Source organism: Rudanella paleaurantiibacter, assembly GCF_009184635.1.
Classification (GTDB): Bacteria; Bacteroidota; Bacteroidia; order Cytophagales; family Spirosomataceae; genus Rudanella; species Rudanella paleaurantiibacter.
This window is the reverse complement of record NZ_WELI01000001.1, coordinates 794,770-813,866: the sequence shown is the minus strand read 5'-3', so window position 1 is coordinate 813,866 and position 19,097 is coordinate 794,770. Positions and strand designations below refer to the sequence as shown.

10 protein-coding genes are annotated in these 19,097 nt (G+C 55.8%); all 10 read right to left on the bottom strand.

The features are described 5' to 3' along the window. Positions 1–11: 11 nt before the first annotated feature. The gene (locus F5984_RS03225; RefSeq protein ID WP_152122715.1) at positions 12–1,547 is read right to left on the bottom strand and encodes a hypothetical protein; all 1,536 of its coding nucleotides are present in this window, start codon (positions 1,545–1,547) and stop codon (positions 12–14) included. A 322-nt stretch (positions 1,548–1,869) separates the two neighbouring features. Continuing rightward, positions 1,870–2,211: a hypothetical protein gene (locus F5984_RS03220; protein WP_152122713.1), complete on the bottom strand. Its 342-nt coding sequence runs from the start codon at positions 2,209–2,211 to the stop codon at positions 1,870–1,872. A gap of 155 nt (positions 2,212–2,366) precedes the next feature. After that, complete coding sequence (locus tag F5984_RS03215) at positions 2,367–4,367, bottom strand: NPCBM/NEW2 domain-containing protein (RefSeq protein WP_152122711.1); 2,001 nt, start codon at positions 4,365–4,367, stop codon at positions 2,367–2,369. Between the two features lie 105 nt (positions 4,368–4,472). Further along, the gene (locus F5984_RS03210; protein WP_152122709.1) at positions 4,473–6,722 is read right to left on the bottom strand and encodes a DUF7133 domain-containing protein; all 2,250 of its coding nucleotides are present in this window, start codon (positions 6,720–6,722) and stop codon (positions 4,473–4,475) included. Between the two features lie 14 nt (positions 6,723–6,736). Then, positions 6,737–8,743: an NPCBM/NEW2 domain-containing protein gene (locus tag F5984_RS03205; protein WP_152122708.1), complete on the bottom strand. Its 2,007-nt coding sequence runs from the start codon at positions 8,741–8,743 to the stop codon at positions 6,737–6,739. 1 nt (position 8,744) lies between these two features. Continuing rightward, positions 8,745–10,277, bottom strand: coding sequence for an alpha/beta hydrolase-fold protein (locus F5984_RS03200; RefSeq protein WP_152122706.1), 1,533 nt, complete (start codon positions 10,275–10,277; stop codon positions 8,745–8,747). Then, positions 10,274–11,914 carry a glycoside hydrolase family 28 protein gene (locus tag F5984_RS03195; protein ID WP_152122704.1) on the bottom strand — a complete coding sequence of 547 codons (1,641 nt, stop codon included), beginning with the start codon at positions 11,912–11,914 and terminating at the stop codon, positions 10,274–10,276. Before F5984_RS03195 ends, F5984_RS03200 begins: the two co-directional genes overlap by 4 nt. A gap of 100 nt (positions 11,915–12,014) precedes the next feature. Continuing rightward, positions 12,015–13,625 (bottom strand): arylsulfatase, encoded by a 1,611-nt coding sequence (locus tag F5984_RS03190; protein WP_246168792.1) that lies wholly within the window; start codon positions 13,623–13,625, stop codon positions 12,015–12,017. A gap of 34 nt (positions 13,626–13,659) precedes the next feature. Further along, positions 13,660–16,692, bottom strand: coding sequence for a DUF6797 domain-containing protein (locus F5984_RS03185; RefSeq protein ID WP_152122702.1), 3,033 nt, complete (start codon positions 16,690–16,692; stop codon positions 13,660–13,662). Positions 16,693–16,767: 75 nt separating this feature from the next. Continuing rightward, positions 16,768–19,095 (bottom strand): GH92 family glycosyl hydrolase, encoded by a 2,328-nt coding sequence (locus tag F5984_RS03180; RefSeq protein ID WP_152122700.1) that lies wholly within the window; start codon positions 19,093–19,095, stop codon positions 16,768–16,770. Positions 19,096–19,097 lie beyond the last annotated feature (2 nt).

The following is a 19,097-nucleotide window of genomic DNA, read 5'->3' as shown; positions in this document are numbered from 1 at the left end:
TGTAAGGGAGCTTATAAGCAATTGATTTCGAGCAAAGGCATCGCATTATTCCAGTCAGTCGGCACTTCGTAAACGACACGAATCACATTTGGACAAGGTTCCGAAACCGCCCATTCATCCTCGAACCGGGCCGAGTCTACCCGTTCAACGCTCAACCTCCTGAGCGCAGTCCGAACGCCCAGCGGCATAGAAGGCAGGTTCCAGCGGGTGTCGGTAAAGGCGTCGGTTTGGACGTTGGGCACACCGATATACACCGTCAGCGTAGTGGTGGTTGGGTCAGCGCGGTACAGGCTCATGGTGGTTTTATCGACCCGAACATTGGTTTTGCCATCGCCGGGCACGAGGAGCCAGCCAATGTCGCCGTCGGCGGTTTTCCAGTGCAAGGTACCCGTTTTGATCTGCCCCCACACGCGCCGATTCCCCCACACGCCCCCCATCATCCAGTTGTCGGTTAGGGTAGCCGTGACCTGTTTGAGGCTATCGCCCTTGTAGGTATTGGGAACCGTTCGGCTAAGGTAGCGGGGGCCACTGAAGCGGGTGAGCGCGGCCAAATCCGCTTTCGGAATCGACAGCCCCAGCGCGAAAATAGGCGCCAGATTACTCATTTCGCCGTATTTGGGGCCTTTGGCGGGGGGCATAGGAGCCTGCTTTTCGTTGTCTACGGCCACGGCAATCCAGATGCCCATGATGGCGAAATACTTCCGCATGTCCATACCGTAGCCGCGGAAGTACGGCCCCGGCATGTTCTGGAGGGTCGGGTGGTAGAAGGTAGCGGCTTCGTGCCAGAACTCACGTTCAAGCGTTTGGCCCATCTGCCGCATCTCGGCCGATGGGGCCAGTTCGCGCCATAAGGCAATGGCAATCAACGTAACACCGTAGTACGTGGGTGAGTTGAACTCGCTGAACGTGTGGTGTTTCTGGTAGAGGTTGAAAATGTCGCGGGCTTTCTGCTGACCCGCGTTTCGCAGCTCGTCCAGCTTGAATTCAGTCCCGACATACGCCATCAGAAACGCGCTCATGATGGAGATATTGGTGTAATCGGGCGCGACGTTGCGTTTCAAAGCCCCTTTGGCCGCGTGAATCAGCCCCACTTCGATTTCTTTCCGCAGGTCTTCGGGGAGTAAATGACTGAAATTTTTGCGGATGATGATGAGGTCGCAGCCGATAAACTCCCGCCAGTTTTGGTCCAGCTTATCTTCGTCGATAGACGTTTTCCAGATGCCGTAGATCCGGGTGTTTTCGTCGCGGTGCTGGTTCTTCAGAATCCACCACAGGATTTGGGCCGCTTGCTCTTTGTCGCCGGGTTGGTTGCGAAACAACAGGGCTTCGGCCAGTCGGGTTTTGGTTCGCAGGCTCGTTCGATTGGTCAGAACATCGGCCACCTGCTTGCCCGCCGGTATTTCATCCGCCAGAAAGTCGTCAAACAACTGTTTTTGATAGGGTGAAAGGGTGGCGTAGGTGAATTTTCGCACCACTTCGGGTTGGGCCGAAAGCGAGCTACAAACGCCCAGTAGCAGAACTGCCAGGATAATGGATTTTAGGGACATTCATTTGGTTCGGTTAACGGTTTAGGCGCATTAGGTAATTAGATCATTAATGGTCAGTTCGTTGGTGATGGTGCTCGTTTGGGCGGATCATAACGTTTATACTTCGCCAAGTTGGCCTATTTTATGCCACATTTGGCGAAGTTCAGATTTATATTTCGCCAAGTTGACCTTTTTGGGGGTGGATTTGGCGAAGCATAGCGCAAACTTGTGTCTCTTTCGAAGGATTAGGAGAATACAGTTCATGGAAAGCGGCAACAGTGCTCCGTAAAGAGCCCTTTCGATAGTTCTCCCCCGAGATATGCAAGCGAGAACAGGATGTGTTTCAATCTTCATTATAAAGTTTTTTTTGAAACTCCTCATCCCACCAAGTTTTTATTTCGAAGCTCCCTTTGATGTTTAACGAAAACTGTGCCTTGTTCCAGAGGTTACTTGATGTCGCATTCTCTCGATTCCACTCGATTATTTTATATAAGAAGAGAAAGTCATAATTGACATCTGCGTCAATGTCAACGTTTTGCCCGCTTTTGTTTGTACAATATGCCTTATAACCAACTCCTGGTTCACGATTATAATATTCCATAACCAGTACACATGTTTCCCAATTATCAACCTTATGAAGGTTGCTTAGTACTTGTTTAAAAGTAGTCTCGATTACTTTCTCCATCTTTTTCGTCAGTGTCTAAATAAAGCATCGTCTCGTACATTGATTTGTGACAAACATTCCTGTCGAGTGATGTGATGATAAAATCCTATAAACTGCTACCCGTGTGAGGCTTAAGATTCCTCCTTCGTCGGAATGACAGAAAAAACACAAAAACCTCACTTATACAGGCGCAACATCACCACCCCATGATGCCGGATCTCGGTTTTGAAAGAACCGTCGAAAAGGCCGAGGTCCTTTTGCCGCCAGACGTCGCGGAGCTTGTATTGGCCGTTGAGACCAATGCTCGTGAAGTCAAACGTAAAGACTTTGGGTTTTTCGTTCGCCCAGTGGAAAAACGATTCCGGGGTTTTGCCGAAGTCGGCGGTGTTGAACAGGCCCACAGCGTAGGAGCCGTCTTCGAGCGGTTTTACCCAAATTTCGACGCCGTCCTGCTGGTGTTTCAGCCGGGCCGCTTTGCCCAGCGGGTCCTGATTGATGGCGATGACTTCGTCGTTGGTGAGCAGGTTGAGCGTGAAGTCGTCCAGTTGCTCAATGGGGCAGCCGATGAGCATGGGGGCCGGGAGTAAGCTGAATATACTCACGTGGCTGTACTGCTCGTCGGGTGTCAGGCGGGTGTCGTGCATCACCGGGCCGATGGATACCTTGCCCAGAATCATCATGTCGGGGTCGCCCCAGTGGCCGGGGCCGGTGTAGGGTGCCCATTTGTCCAGTGTGAAGGATGTCCAGTACAGGCTTGTCCAGCTGTCTTTGATGTCGGGGCCGGTGCGGTACATCTGGGATAGGCGCGCCCAGTCCGTCACTTTCTCAAACGGGGCATTGTTCGACAGGCTAAAGACAATATCGCGACCCGAGGCTTTCAGGGCATTAGCCATGCGTTCGGTGGAGTTCACGTCGATGCGCCAGTCGTATTTCAGGAAGTCGAAACCCCACTCGGCCATCTGTTTGGCGTCTTCGGTCTCGAACCGGTATTTGGCAATGCGGTTGAACGCCCGCCGGTTTACCATAATCGTCTCATGGGTTTCGCCCCCTTTGGCCGAATCGGACGAGGCCCCGGCATAACCGCCATAGCTGGAAATGTAGGGTGTTGAATACAACCCGGCTTTCAAACCCAGCGAATGAATATAGTCCACCATTTCCTTGAACCGGGGGAATTTGGCGTTGGGTTGGAGGGCGTTGAGCGGCCCACCGCGCTTACCTTGCCAGGCATCGTCGATGTTGACGTACACCCAGCCGTGGTCGCGCAGCCCTTTCTTAACCATCGCGTCGGCCGAGGCAATTACCTTTTCGCGGTCGATGTGCGCTTCCCACGAATTCCAGCCGTTCCAGCCGATGGGGGGCGTCAGGGCAATGGTGTCGCCAATCTTGATGGTCAGTTTTTGGGTAGCTTTTCCCAGCGCATTTTTCGCGGTCAGCGTTACCGGATACGTGCCGCGCTGCGCCACTTTTCCCGAAATAATACCGGTTTTGGCATCCAGCGAAAGTCCCACCGGAAGCGGTTCGGCAGAGTAGGTCATGGGCCGTTTTCCGGTGGCCGCGATGTAATACAGGAGCGGATTGCCGGGCGTAACGCCAATCACTTTGGCCGAGTTGATGCGGGGAGTTGGCTTGGGCGCGGGCGTCAGGATATACGGCTTATCGGGGTTCTGAATGTGCTCGGGCATGGCGTTGCCGAGCATCTCCAGCCGCGCATCCACCCAGTTGCAGTTGGTTCGCTTGTTGCCGACACCCCCTACCTTATCCGTCACCAGCAGTCCCAGCCGACCAACGCCCGTCAGGTCCACATCGACGGGGATGGGCGCGTCGCCAATTTTCATTTCGCCACTGGCAAACAACACCTTACCATCGCCCAGCACGAAAAACGAGAGGGCAATGTCTTTGTTTCCCTGATCGTCGGCCCCGACCAGCGCCCGGAACCGCCGGGCCTGCTTGTTCAGGTCAAAAGCCACCACAAAAGGCGATTGGCCGCCCAGTCCACGGGCGTACCGTTTGCCGCTAATCCGCAGGGTATCCTCGGTGTAGTTGCGTTTGGCTTTCACTGGCCGCAGCCCCTCCGAAAAAGTTTGAATGGGCAGATCATCCAGCCAAACGGTTTGGGTGGTCTGGGCGAGGGAGGTGATGGATACGAAAAGGAGAAGAAGGGTAAAGAGTTTAGGCATAGGGGGGAGTAATGGATAATGAACAATGGAGAATGAATAATGGGAAGTCATGGCCGCATTGCCCCTTCATTATACATTGTTCATTCTCCATTATTCATTAATTTTTCATTTATCAAAGTCCGTTTCCAGCAGTTGCTTTTCCGTGAAAACGCCGTTTCCAGCGGGTTTCATGGCACGCATTTTCTTTACGTCCGCTTCCGAAATGCCCTTCCCTTGTTTGGCGAAGGCGTTTTGCGTGAAGCGGATGATGTCGGCAATGTCGGCGTCGCTGATGTCTTTGTTGTTGATCAGCGCGGGCATTTCGTTGTTCAGTTGGTAGAGCTTGCCATCCACATGAATGGGGCCGCTGACGCCGTGCAGAATGATGGCCGCCAGCCGCTTCATGGAGCCGTCGATGTATTCGGAGCCTTTGAGGGGTGGGGCCAGGTCCTGAATGCCCTTGCCGTCGGCCCCGTGGCAGGTTCCGCAGATGCTCCGGTACAGTTTCAGGCCTTTGGTCCGGTTATCGGCCTCGTTTTTCTGCACCACATAAATCGGGTTCATTTCGTTTTTCTGCCGCTTGCCGATGGTGGCCGTCAGGTTGTTTTTGAGCAGGTCGCCGGGGTTCATCGACGCCAAGTATTGCTCTTCCTTGCCAGCCAGTCCACTGGTCAGAGCTTCGCCAAAAATGCGCTGGGTGGCGTATTTTTTCTCGATACTCGACAGCACGGGCAGGAACGTCGTCTCCGACACATTCACCCAGCCATTCAGCGCCATCGACAGGTAGAGGTCTATCGTTTCGTCCTTCTGCGCCAGCAGGTTCGCAACCAGCAATTTCATGGCCCCTACCCGTTCTTTCGTGGCAAATCGCTCCAGCAACCCAACCGCGTGGGCGATGGTCTGGGGCTGTTTCGATTCGTTGATGATGCCCGTCAGGCGTTCAAACGTCAGGGCGTTGATCCCTTCGAGCACATACAGCGCGTGAATAGCCGTACCCAACTCATTCTCCCCTTTGGCCAGAGCAAGCAGCGGGCTTACGGCCGTGAGGTCTTTTTTCTGAATGAGCAATTGCTGCGCCCGGTCGCGTAGCCAGCCGTTGGGGTGGCTCAGCAGAGCAATCAGGTCTTTGGTGGTGGCTTTGGCGAAGTCCGGTACGGCGTTCAGTTTGGCGGTCGTACTGGTTATTTTCAGAATCCGGCCGGCGTTTTGTAGTGTATCCAGTTTTTTGTCGGAAAGCTGCGCTGTGAGGTACTGCGAAATGTACGCTTTGTGCTGAATAATGCCCCGGTGCATATCCACCACGTACATGGCCCCATCCGGCCCATTGAACAGGTTAACCGGCCGGAAGCCCTCATCGGTGGAAGCAATAAACTCTTTACCTTCTGTGGCCTGCCGGGCTTTGGTTTGCAGCGAGCTAAAATCCAGGATATTGCGCTTGATCAGGTTGGCTTCGGGTACGCAGACGAAGGCGTTCTGGTTGTAGGCATCCGGGAAGGCCCCACCCCGGTACACCAGTGGGCCGCAGGACGCCGTTACCTCGCGTAGCATCCCTTTTTCGTCCAGCACACCCGGCTGATACCCCCGGTTTACGGATGTTTGGTGAATCGGGTACACCCGGTTACTGGCCAGTCGCTGATGCTCGGCGAAGGTGGGCTTGAAATACTTATTGCGGATGACCCGGTTGGGCAGCACGTAGTCGCCCTGGAGGTTGGTGGAGTTGTTGTTGTAATACAGTCGGCCGAAGTTGTCGTGGGTAATGCCCCACTGCCCCCGGCTGGTGGTAGGTTCTTTAATCCATTTGCCGTTGCGGAGCTGATACCGGAAGTTGTAATTGGCGTTGTAAATCCAGTTATCCACGTTCATCATCAGGCCGTTGGAGGTATGCTCTACGTTGCCGCCTTCGGCATAAATCGGGTCAACGAGGGTTTTCTTGCCCGGTTTATCGTTCACAATCTCCACGAACCAGAGCTTGGGGCCATCCACATACAGCAAGCCCCCGTACACATGCGCTACCGAACGGGGCAATACCAGTTTGTCCAGAAAAACCTTGCTGCGGTCGGCCACGCCATCTTTGTTCCCATCTTCCAGAATCACAATCCGGCCGTTGGGTTCTTCCTCGCCAACACCTTCCAGGTTGGGCATATACCCTACCATCTCGACCACCCACATCCGGCCCTTGTTGTCAAAATCAAGGCCGACGGGTGCCCTCAGCATAGGTTCGGCGGCTACCAGACTCAGTTTGAAACCCTCCTCTACCTGATAGTCGGCGAGCGAAAAGCGGGTCGAGTGCGACGGGATAAATTGAAAACCTGCCAGCAGGGCAGAAAATAAAGTTAATAAAGCGATAACGAGCTTGAATGGTCGTCTGCGGGCCATATCGATTGGTGAGTTTATTTTACCGGGAACATTCGCACCATCACAACACCGTGATGAGGAATTTCTGTTTTGAACGTTCCGTAAAATTTGCCAAGATCTTGCTGACGCCAAACATCCCGGAAGGTAAAAGCACCATTTAACCCTATTTTTACCAGGTCAAGCGTAAATGAGCGGGCGGTTTCGTCGCCCCAGCGGAAGTACGATTGGGGTGTTTTGCCGAAATCGCCCACGTTGAACAACCCCACGGCCCAGGAGCCATCTTCCAGCGGTTTTTTCCAGACCTGAAACCCATCCTGCTCCATCACCAGCCGCGCCGATTTGCCCAGCGGGTCCTGGTCAATGGCGATGACTTCGTCGTTGGTCAACAGATTGAGCGTAAACGGGTCGAGCTGTTCGAGGGGGCAACCAATGAGCAGGGGTGCCGCCAGCAAACTGAACAGGCTCACATGGCTGTATTGCTCGTCGGGCGTCAGGCGGGTGGGGTGCAGTTGGGTGCCCGTGGTCACGTTGCCCACAATCATCATGTCGGGGTCGTTCCAGTGGCCGGGACCGCCGTGGGGCGCCCATTTGTCGAGCGTGAAGGCCGATACAAACAGCGAGTTCCAGCTATCGCGGATGTCGGGGCCGGTACGGTAGCTGTTGGTGAGCCGCACCCAGTCTTTCACATTGGCAAACGGGGCCGAATTGGAAATGCTGTAGTGAATATCCCGGCCCGACTGCTTCAGAGCCACCGCCATTCGCTCGGCCGAAGGTACTTCGATGCGCCAGTCGTATTTGAGGTAGTCGATGCCCCACTCGGCAAATTGCCGGGCGTCGGCCGCTTCGAATTGGTACTTGCCCACGTACCGGTACGAGCGCTTGTTGGCAATGATCTCGTCGGTAATGTGCCCATCTTCAAAATCCGACGAGCCGCCCACGTAGCCCGCATAACTGGTAATCATGGGCGTGGAGTAAATGCCGGTTTTCAGGCCCAGCGAGTGAATGTAGTCCACCATTTCCTTGAAGCGGGGAAATTTCTCATTCGGCTGAATGGCGTTGAGCGGTCCCCCGCGTTTGCCCTGCCAGGCATCGTCGATGTTGATGTATGTCCAGCCGTGATCGCGCAGGCCCATTTTTACCAGCGCGTCGGCGGAGGCAATTACTTTTTCCTGGTCAATCAGCCGCGCCCAGGAGTTCCAGCCGTTCCAGCCGATGGGCGGGGTCAGCGAAATGGTATCGCCAATCCTGATTTTCAGGGTTTTGGTGGCCGTACCCAGCGCGTTTTTGGCCGAAAGCGTTACGGCATACGTCCCCCGCTCGGCAACGCTACCCGTAATCCTGCCCGTTTTCGGGTCCAGCACCAGCCCTTTGGGCAGGCGGTTGGCCGCAAAGGTCATGGGGCGGTCGCCGGTGGCGGCAATGGTGTACAGAAACGGATTCCCCGGCCTTGCCCCGAACACCGTCGGCGAATTGATGCGGGGTGTTTTGGGGGCGGGTGGGGTCAGGATATACCGCTCGCCATCGTTCGGGATGTTTTTGGGTAGGTGGTTATCCAGCATCACCAGTTGGGCGTTGGCCCAGTTGGAATACACTTTGGTGCGGCCTTCGTCATTGACCTTCACCAAGAGCCCCAGCCGCTTGACGCCCGTCAGGTTCACCTTTACTGGCTTGGGGGCATCGCCCAGGCGCATCTCGCCACTGTCGAACAGGATGTTGCGGTCGCCGATGACGTAGAACGTATGTGGCAGGTTGCGATTGCCTTTGTCGTCCACGCCCACCAGGGCCGAAAATTCGGTGGCTTTACCATCCAGAAAAAAGGCCAGAATGCTGGTGGCATTCACGCCCACGCCATGCTTAAAGTACCGCCCGTTGATGAGCATGGAGTCGCCGGCCGCGTTGGTTTTGCCCAGCACCGCCGGAATACCCTCCGAAAAGGATTTGATGGTAATCTCGTCCAGCCAGACCGGGCGGGTTTGCTGCGCGTAGGTAGCAGTGGTCAGGCCGCAAAATCCGGCCAGCAAAAGTTGTGTCAAACGCTTCATTCTATTTACCAGAAACTCGTTCAGCAATCATCGTTAATACGGCTTTGTCGCTCCATTCCTGCCCATGTCCGGCCATCGCCGTAAACCGGAGCGTGGCATCCGACTTCGGATTCTCGGTCTTGTCGAGGAATTTTTGCAAAAACCGGGTGGCTATGTTGGAATACAGGCCGTCCATGTCGCCCATCCAGATATAAATTTTGCCCTGTAGTTTGGGCCCGAGCGTTGTCCAATTGCGTTCGAGCACCTTTTTGAGGTCGTATTTTTCCCACTGTTTAGCAATGGCGTGGTCGATCTCGCCCGTAACCGGATCGAACATGAGCGACGGCAGACCATCCTTGCCTTTGGGGCCAAAAACGGCGTTGTAAGCGCCAAACTGCCCGCCCGAAATGAGGTAATTGCCCGTCCGACTGGCCAGGTTTTCGCCCGCAATCCAGTCTTTCATCGAGAAGGTTGGCTCCCCGTAAATCGTCCGGCGACCAGGTTGGAGGTAGCCGTAGCGGTTGTAGAAAATAGTTTTGTCTTCGTAGATGTTGATGAGACCGTAGTGCTCAAAATCGACCGGGTCGGGGCTGTACGACCAGGTGCCGTCGAAGAAGTCGGGGTAGAAGATTTGTAAGCCTAGCGACACCCAGCCGCCCGTCGAATTGCCAGTCAGGAAGCGTTTTTTTGACGCCGGATTATAGCCGACTTGCCGCTCAATTTCGGGAATCAGTTCTTCGGTCAACGCCCGGCCACAGGGGCCATTATTCTCCGAATCGACCTGGTAGGTATCGCCATACGGCCCCTGCGAATCCAGAAAAACGTAGATCACCTGCGGGGCTGTTTTGCCAAACCACCAGTCCGAAAAGTCTTTGTTGCCCAGCACCGTGTTCACCGCCGTGTAGCGACCGTTCAGGCCTGGAATCCGGTAGCAGATCGGGTAGGCTTTGCCGGGATTGTCGAAATAGCCCGAAGGCAGGAGTACAGATGCTCGCAGGCAGCTTGGACGCCCCCGGAAGGCCGTGAGCAGCGCACTTTTAATTTCGACCGTTTTTACAAACTTATTGCTGACGATGGTCCAGGGTGGAATCAGAGTGTTGAGCGTAAGGTTCAGGCTCAGCTTGGCCTCAACCTGTACCGAGTCGATGTTGCTGTAGAGGTTGCCGGGTACGTTTTCCTGTCCGTCGTCGGGGTTCTGCTTATAAACGACCTGAAAATAGTAGAGGCCCGATGGGTTGTCGTCCAGCTTATCCAGCCCAACCGAAAGCGCTTCTTTAGCCTGCGTATCCATCTGGAAAGGCGTTTTGCCGTCCCAGTTCTGCGGGGTAATGCCCACCGTGATTTCGGAGCGGGTACGGGGTTCCCGTTCTTTTTGTTTCGTCACGTGCAGCAACAGCCGCCCGCCCTTCAGAAACGACTGCCGGAGGGCAGGCGCCACCGAAACGCCCACTTTCCACGAAACCGCTACCTGTGCGGTTGCTTCGTTAGCGAACAGGTTGATGGCCAGCAGTAAGGTGACCAGCAGGCAGTGGGAATGGTAAAACGCCTTTTTCATCTGCTGTAGTTCGTTTTTAAGATCCCCTTTTCAGTCTCTACCGGCAGTTTCAGGTTGGTGGTTTTTACCTCAGCCGTATTGTTGAGCATAATCACGGGCATCTCCTGGGCGGTCAGCACCGATACGTCGGTCAGCTCAATTTGCCGGGCATCGTCGAAGATCATGGCGGGCCGGAAATCGGCTTCCACGTAACGCAGGCGTAGATTTTTGAAGCGGACACCTTCGGCATGGCGCACGTAAAAGCCCCAGGCTGGTAGTTCGCCAAACATCGAAAATTCAGGATAACCCGCTTCGTTTTCGGGCACCGAGGTGATCTTGTCGAGCGGAATATGGGCAATGCGCTTGTCGGCCCGGCCCCCGTAGCTGATTTCGATGTTTTCGAGTGTTACGTCCTGAACGGGGTAGCCCGGCAGGCCCGTAATGGAGGCTGGCACCAGGTTATAGGGCAGGTACGGATGGCCGTAAATATGGAAGCTCGACGGCCGAACGGGCATTTTGTCTTCGCCCGGCCGCAGGTGGTCGGGTGGGCCTTCGAGGGGGTATCCCTGATCGGGTTTGAGCAGCGGCACCTCAGCTTTGACGTTGGCGATGTAAATGCCTTTGAGCGACCCCACCGCGCCGGTTTTGTTCCGGTGACCGCGCCGGATAAAGATCGCGTTGCCCGTGTTGCGGGCCACCACGTCGCGAATGTCAATGGCTTCCATCATGCCCCCGTCTACCAGTTCCAGCGCAATGGCCGAGCGGTACGTATCGAAAATGGTCAGGTTGCGGGCCTTGACGTTTTTGAAGCCCCCAGCCGAGGTCGTACCGAATTTCAGACCGTTGGCACTGCTGCGGATGGTGCAGTTTTCGATGGTCACGTTCTCGCAACCCGACTTGGGGTTGTCGGATTTAAGGCAAATACCATCGTCGGCGGAGTTGATGAAGCAGTTGGTAATGCGAACGTTCCGGGTGTCGGTGAGGTCGAGGCCGTCGTTGTTCCAGTACGTGGTGCTTTGGACCGTTATACCGTCGATGATTACGCCGTCGCATTCGCGGTAGTCCTGCACCCATTCCGAGGAGTTTTTGAGCGTAATACCCGTCACGCTGACCTTTTTACAACCGGTGACGTTCAGAACCAGCGCCCGGCCGGAGGGGCGTTTTACTTTCCAGATCGTGTCCTGTTTGATCTCCCCACTGCGGAGTTTTTTGAAAATGTCGAGCATCAGTTCCTGTCCCTGCCCGTCGATTACGCCCTTGCCGCTAATGGCTACATTGGTCTGATTGTGGGCCGCTACCACGGCGATGCGCTCGTTGCCGTAATCGTTGTATTCGCCCGGCCGGGCCGATTTCATCGCCACCCGCCCCGACGAATAATCGCGGAGGTAGGGCGAACCGAGCAGCCGGGCTCCTTTTTGCAGGTGGAGTTCGACGTTGGATCTCAGAAAAATGGAGCCCGTCATGAAGTTGCCCGGCGGCACCACCACCCGGCCACCGCCCTGCGCGGAGGCTTTGTCGATCAGCTTCTGAATAACGGCCGCGTTATTCGTTTCGCCATCGGCCACGGCCCCGGAAGCCGTAATGACGTACGAGCGCGTTTGGGCGTAGCTGTTGGCGGTGAGGAGGAGGAAAATAAATGTGTTGTATAAGTATTGCATAATCAAGTGTCTAAATGTGTACAGTGGAGCGATGCTCCGCTGAGCCGAAGGCTACTTTTGGCCGCTTCGCGCCCCAGCGGAGCACCGCTCCACTGTACTCTTACTCGCTCTTACCGCTGGTCCGCTCCCGAACCCCTACTTTCTGCGCCCACGCATCGTATTCGGCCCGAAGGCTGGCCACCATTCGAGGCTCAGACGCTGCCAGATTGTTCATCTCGCAGGGGTCGGCTTTCAGGTTGTAGAGTTCCCAGTCGGCGTCATCGGTGTCTTTTTCAAGTTTCCAGTCGGCCTTCCGAATGGCTTTGTTGCCTTCGTGCTCCCAGCAATAAGTGCGGGGTGTGGCTTTTTGCTTGCCCCACAGGTATGACAGGCTTTGGCCGGGCAAATCGTTGGTTGGAAGACCCGCCAACGCAAGGCCTGTTGGCACCAGATCCATGACGTGCCCAACGCCTTCCACGTAGCCCGACTGCGGACGGATGCCCTTTGGCCATTGCATGATGCAGGGGGTAATCATGCCGCCCTCGTGCAGGAAACGCTTGTATTTGCGGAAGGGCGTGTTGGAGACGTTGGCCCAGGGCGTATCGTAGGTGACGTAGGAGCCTTTTTCGCCGATTTTTTTGGTCGGGTCGTTGAAGTTGCGGCCTTCTACGTTTTCGTTGGAACTGCCGTTGTCCGACATAAACACAATAAGCGTATTCTCGTACTGTCCGTTGGCTTTCAGCGTTTTAATCAGCCGGCCGATGTTCTGATCCATCCGGTCGATCATGGCGGCATACACGGCCATTTTACGCACCCACTGTGCCTTGTCGGTGGCCGAATTCCAGTCGGGGATGTCGGCGGGACGGGGCGTAAGCGGGTAACGTTTGTCGGCATAGCCTATCTTCTGCATCCGTTCATAACGTTTGGCCCGGATTACGTCCCAACCCGCTTCGTACAGTTTTTCGTATTTAGCAATCTCCGATTCCGGGGCGTGTAGCGGAAAGTGGGGAGCTGTGTAAGCCACATACATGAAAAACGGCTTGTCGGCCCGTTGCTGCTTCTGCTCGTTGAGGTAGCGAACGGCATAATCCGTAAAGGCGTCGGTCATGTAAAAGCCCTCAGCCGGTGGCGTAAACTCCTTATCATCCTCTACGATAAACCGCTTGCCGCGTTCGGCGGGTATCACTTCATAATAGCTCGATGCGCCCGAAATCAGCCCAAAATAATGGTCGAAGCCGCGCTTGAGTGGCCAATGCTGCCGCCGTTCGTCCACGTGCCATTTGCCCACCATATAGGTGCTGTAGCCAGCCGGTTTGAGCCGCTCGGCAAGGGTGGGATAGCGGTCGTCCAGAAACCCCTGATAGCTACCCGGCTGAATGGCTGCACTGGGGTTGGTCACCATCAGCCCCATCCCGACGGTATGCGGATATTGCCCCGTGAGCAGCGAGGCCCTGGTGGGGCAGCAGCGGGCGTTGTTATAAAAGCTCCGCAACTTGATGCCCTTAGCCGCCAACTGATCCAAATTGGGCGTGCTGACCTCGCCCCCGTAGCAGCCAATATCCGAATAGCCCATATCGTCGGCCAGAATGTACAGTATGTTTGGGCGTTGTTCAGCGACTTTTGGGGTTTGGAGGGACAAAAAGCTACCGGTGACGAGCAGAATCAGGCAGCATAATAGCCTGCCGGATGGCTGTATCGGGTTCAGCAAAGGCCGTTTTAGGAGTCTTTTCATGGTCTTGGGTATTTTGGGCTTCATACGCTATGCCTTACCGAAAAGCGGCAAAATCTTGTTGGCTGGGTTTTCGTAACGCATGAATGGTATTTTGCACCTTGCCGGTATAGGTGGTTCCCTTCGAGTCGGTCACGGTATAGGCAATGGTCATAATGTCGACGGGTTTCAGGCCGGGCAGCATCAGTTTTACGCTCTTTCGGTCCTGGCTCAGCTTTACCGCCGAAACGCTCAGGGTCTGGGTATTGTACCGCTCTGAACCGTATTTCCGGCTCCGGCGGATCTCCCAGCTTTTCACCGTAAAATTGGCCGGGTTACGGGTACTTTTTTCGGCCAGTTCGCGGGCAAAGGTCAGCGTAACACCATCCGTTTCCACGTTCAGCCGAGTGGGGAGCGGAACGGGCTTTCCGGTATAACGCAGCCGGTAAAAATCGCCCCCTTTGATGGTTTGCGAGGTGCCCCAAGCCGACATGCCGCAGGCGTATAGCTGACCATCGGCAGGGTTGAATCGTCCGCGCATGATACCCGTGCGGAATTTTACGCCCGGCAGGTCGATTACCCCGGCCTGTTTCTGCCCGTTTACCGTTTCAGGCAGCACAAGCTGAATTTTCCCGTAGCCGTACGAAAAGCTGAGCAGCGCACCGTTCAGAGGTCCCCACTGCTTGCTGTCGACCCACAACAGCTCCGAGGGCGAGCGGTCGAACTCCATATCGATCCAGACCATAGGCTGCTCCATAGCCGCTTTGGTTGAGTCGTTCGGTGGGTTGTAGCCCCACATGTTGCCGTAAAACCTCCCCTTGCCCTCAATCCAGTTGACGCGGTTCATGGGGTTCCAGTAGCCCTGCTGATCGGTCACGATAAAGCTGCCGTCGGGGTTGATGCACACGCCATTGGCGGCCCGGAAACCGGTGGCGATAATCTGCGTCCGGCTACCGTCTTTGCTGACTTTCAGCAGGGTGCCGTGTTGCGGAATCAGGGCTTCGCGGGCGTGTCGGCCACTTTTGGCATAATACAGATTGCCCTCCTTATCGGCCTGCAAGCCCATCGCAAACTCGTGGAAGTGGTCGGTTACCTGATGATCGTGGTTGAAACTTTCGTAAAAGTCCGTTTCGCCATCGCCGTTCAAATCGCGGAGCCGCACCAGCTGATCCCGGCAGGTGACGTAGATTTTTTCGTTCAGCACTTTAATGCCCAGCGGCTGAAACAGCCCCGACGCAATCCGCTTCCAGCCCAGCCGCCCGCGTGGGTCGGTCAGGCCGGTAACCCGCCACACATCCCCGTCGGTGGTGCACAAAACCGCGATGTTGGGATTCTTCATAAAGTCGATACCGCTGAGCTTCATCCGCGACTGCCAAGGATTGTCGTACGGGGGCGTCAGTTGATCGACCGCAAACAGGCCGTCGGCATTGCCGCGCAACACGTTCGTGTACAGCGTCTGCGGGTAATGCGGCATGCCACCCTGGGTGTACCGGTCAAGCGGCTCCGGCCTGGGCGACCGGGCTACAAAATCGGCTCCGATGGGGGTGCCGGGCCGGGCCATCAACAGTTTGATGGTAGTTTTGGCCGAAGCCGAAATCTGCAACACAACGTAGCCGTTTTCTTCAGTCAGCGATGCTCCTTTACCGACCAATACCACCGACGTACCAGCCCGCGCTACCCGTGTTTTAAGCAGTTGCCCGGTGGGACTGACGGTTAATGTTCGGGTAAATACCATCTGCCCATCGGCAGTTTCCAAGCCCAGTTTTTCCAGAATAGCGGCTTTCCCCACGGTATAGGCGATCACAACCGTATTGCCGTGATGGTACAGCCCTTTGTAGTTGGCCCATTCGTTGGGTAACGGACCAAACTGACGGCCATCGCGGGCGGTAAACCGGGGGTCGTCGAAGGAGCCGGTGACGGGGTTGGCCCAACCCGGTCCCACGGGCGTTTCGACGTGCAACTGCCCGATGGTGCGGGGGTAGGTTTCGTGGTTGTCGTTGAGTAGGATGCCTTCCCAGTCGATAAAGCCCCGGCCTGTCCAGGCACCGGCCACACGCATCAGGTCGTGGTCAAAGATCATCCAGGCACGCCCGGCCGAAACTCCGCCCGCGCCGGAGTCGAGCCGAACGGCTATGCCTTTGTAGGCAAAATTGTTCCGGCGGTAGTCTTCGTCGGCATAGGGCGGACGACCCGGCGAGTGAAAGCGTTTAGGCCCCGTTGCCGAATCTGCCAGCTCGTAGGTGTTGATAAAGAAATTCCCGTAGTCCATATCCGACCAGGGGTGGTAGGGCTTTACCGCCGGACCTTTCGACGAGCCTTTCGGCAGTTTGGCCAGGTAGCCCGGCGTGGGCGTGTGGTATTGGGTAGGGTTGCTCTCCCGGATAAATTGCTCGCGGATATACGTAATCACGTCGTACTTCTCCTGCGGGGTAAGCGTCATCTGGGCCGGCATGGAGCCGTACCCACGGGTGAGGGTTTGGTACATCGAAAACGGATCGTACCCGGCCTTGAACGGCTGTTTCCAGAACTTATGCGAGAGCGGAATAGAGCCCTCGATTTCCGGGTCGCCGTGGCAGTTGACGCAAATGGCGTTGTAGATGCGTTCGCCCCGCGTGTACCCCTGCCGGTCGAATCGTTCAATCAGGCCCGCGTGGTCGATGTCGCGCTCATAGGCGTTCAGGTCATTTTCCGAGAGTGTGTAAGCAACCTTGGGTGGGGTGTAAGCCGTTGGAGGCTCGCTTATCCGGCTGGCCCGCAGCGCAAAACGTTTACCCCCCGCCGACACGCTGCCCGTCAGTGAATCGCCTTTTACCTCGGCCGTCAGCGCGTACTCGACTTTTCGCAGACTGAAACGCCCCGTTAGCGTACTCCCGTCGACGGTCAGCGATTGCAACGGTATTTCACCCCGCTCGAAGGAGAAAAGCACCCCGGAGTACGCGTCATTCACCTGACTCAGTTTGAGCGTACCAGCGAGTTTTTCGTTCAGTTGAATCGAACAGTTCCAGGCACCCTCCAGCGGATTGGCGACGAATCCGGTGAACGAAACAAGCAGCGCCAGCAACACAAAGCAGGATACGGTATGTCGGGCCATAGAACGGGTTTGGTTAATGGGTCAATGGGTATTTTGGCCGGGATGCCGGAACGCCGAACGGAATGCAATTCCGTTTTACTGATTCCCCCAGGCTTTATTTGGCTGTGCGCCTAGTTGCAGGGTCAGCGTACCGCCGTTGACGAGGGTTTCGTGCTGAATCCAGGGGCTATTGAGCGGTTTGCCGTTCAGTTGCGCCGATTGGATGTACAGGTTCTTCGCAGAGTTGTTTTTAGCGTCAATCACAAACTGCTTTCCCTTGTAATACTTCGGATTGAGTTTGAACGTGATCTTGTCAAAAATCGGGCTGCTCAGTTCGTAATAGGGGTCGGGCGAGGTGCCGCCGTTGGTGGAGAACAGCCCCGTTTTCAGCAGGACCGCCAGACTGCCCATGAGCCCCTGATCTTCGTCGCCACTGTAACCCGCGTCGGGCGAGATGCCACTGTACACTTTTTCGACCACCTGCCGGGCCCAGTATTGGGTCAGCCAGGGAGCCCCGGCGTAGTTGAAGAGGTGGGCCGTTTGAATACTCGGCTGATTCCCGTAGTTGAGAAACACCCGGCGGTATTGCTCCAATGTCTCTTTGTCGTGCGATTTGCCCGATACAAAATCGTGTTGCTGCGCTTTCTCGAACGAACTGTTCAGCTTTTTGACGAACGCTTCTTTGCCGCCCATGAGATTAATCAAACCCGGCACATCGTGCGGTACAAACCAGGTGTACTGAGCCGCGTTGCCTTCTTCCCAGCCGTTGTCGTAGCGCAGAATATCTACCGGCTCCGCCCATTTACCGTCCAGGGTGCGGTTCCACATCCAGCCCAGTTCGGGATTCCAGATGTTTTTGTAATTCTGCGACCGCTTCATGAACAGCTCGTAGTCGTCCATCTTGCCCAATTTCTTGGCCATTTGGGCTAGGGTATAGTCCTGATAGGCATATTCCAGCGTTTGGGTGGAGCCGTCCTGATGGAAACCGTAGCGGGTTTTGCTCAGCGGATGCGGGATATAACCCCGTTCGATGTAGTATTCGACCCCGCCCCCTTTGACCGTGTTGTGCTCATAGCCCGCCTTGCTCATCATGCCGCCGGGGAAGTGGTTTTTCCGTAAACCCTCGTAGGCTTTTTCAATGTCGAAGCCCCGGATGCCTTTCAGGTAGGCACTCACGATAAAGGGCGTGGTGGCGGCCCCGGTCATCACGTAGGTGTAGTTGCCCCCCGCCGGGCCGCGCGGAATCAGCCCGCCGTCCTGATACATCATCACCATCGAGTTCACAAACGACTCCGTAACTTCCGGGTAAACCAGATGCCAGAGGGTGTTGAGTGTCCATTGCGCCCCCCAGAACGAGTCGGAATTGTGGTGGTTGAATTTGGGGTTGCCACTGGCGTCCAGCGGAATCTGCCGGATTCGGCGTTCGGGGCCGGTCATGTCGGAATACTTGCCGTTTACGTCCGAAATAATCCGGCGCCCTTGCAGCGCGTGCCAGAGGTCGGTGTAGAAGCGGCTGCGGACGGTATCGGAACCGCCTTCCACCTCAATGCGGCTCAGCCAGTTGTTCCAGTCGGTGCGGCTGTCCTGTACCGTTTTCTCGAAATCCCAGTGCGCCAGTTCGGCTTTGAGGTTCAGCCGGGCCTGCTCCTCGCTGACGTACGAAATGGCCACTTTCATCTTTCGCACCTCGCCGGCTTTGGTCTTAAAGCTCACATACGCGCCCACGCGTTCGCCTTCAATCTGATTATCAATTGCTTCGAGCTGCCCCTTGCGCCAGCCTTTAAACGACTCGAACGGCTTATCAAACACGGCTACGAAGTAAACAGGCAGGATTTTAGGCCGACGAATGGTAGGCGCCATGATGGCGTACCCTTCAATCTCCTGATTGCTTACTTTTTTGACGAAGCCTTTTTGCGTATCCGACGGTCCCAGGAAGGTCGAGAAATCAAACAGAATATGGCTTTGGTCAGCCGCCGGGAAGGTGTATTTGTGAAAACCAACGCGGGTGGTGGAGGTAAGTTCGGCGGTGATGTTGTAGGTATCCAGCACGACTTTATGGTAACCCGCTTTCATGACCTCTTTCCCGTGCGAAAATTTCGAACCGTATTGATCGGCGCCCAGATGTCCTTTGAAGGGGCCGGTTGTGGGTAGCACGGGCACGCCCGACAACTGCCAGCCATGAACGTGGCTGAAGCACTTGATGCTGTCCTGATGGTAGCGATAGCCCGCGCCCCAGTCGGCATTGACGGCATTGTCGGGGCTGAGGTTGACCATCCCAAACGGCCGGCTCGCCGAGTTGAAAAAGAACCAGCGCGAGTTGGCCGCATCGACAATCGGGTTCACCAGATCGACGGGTTGCTTTTGGGCCAGCGCGGGCAGTAGGCCGAGTGTTAAAAGGCCAGTAAGTATTGTTGACTTGTTCATGC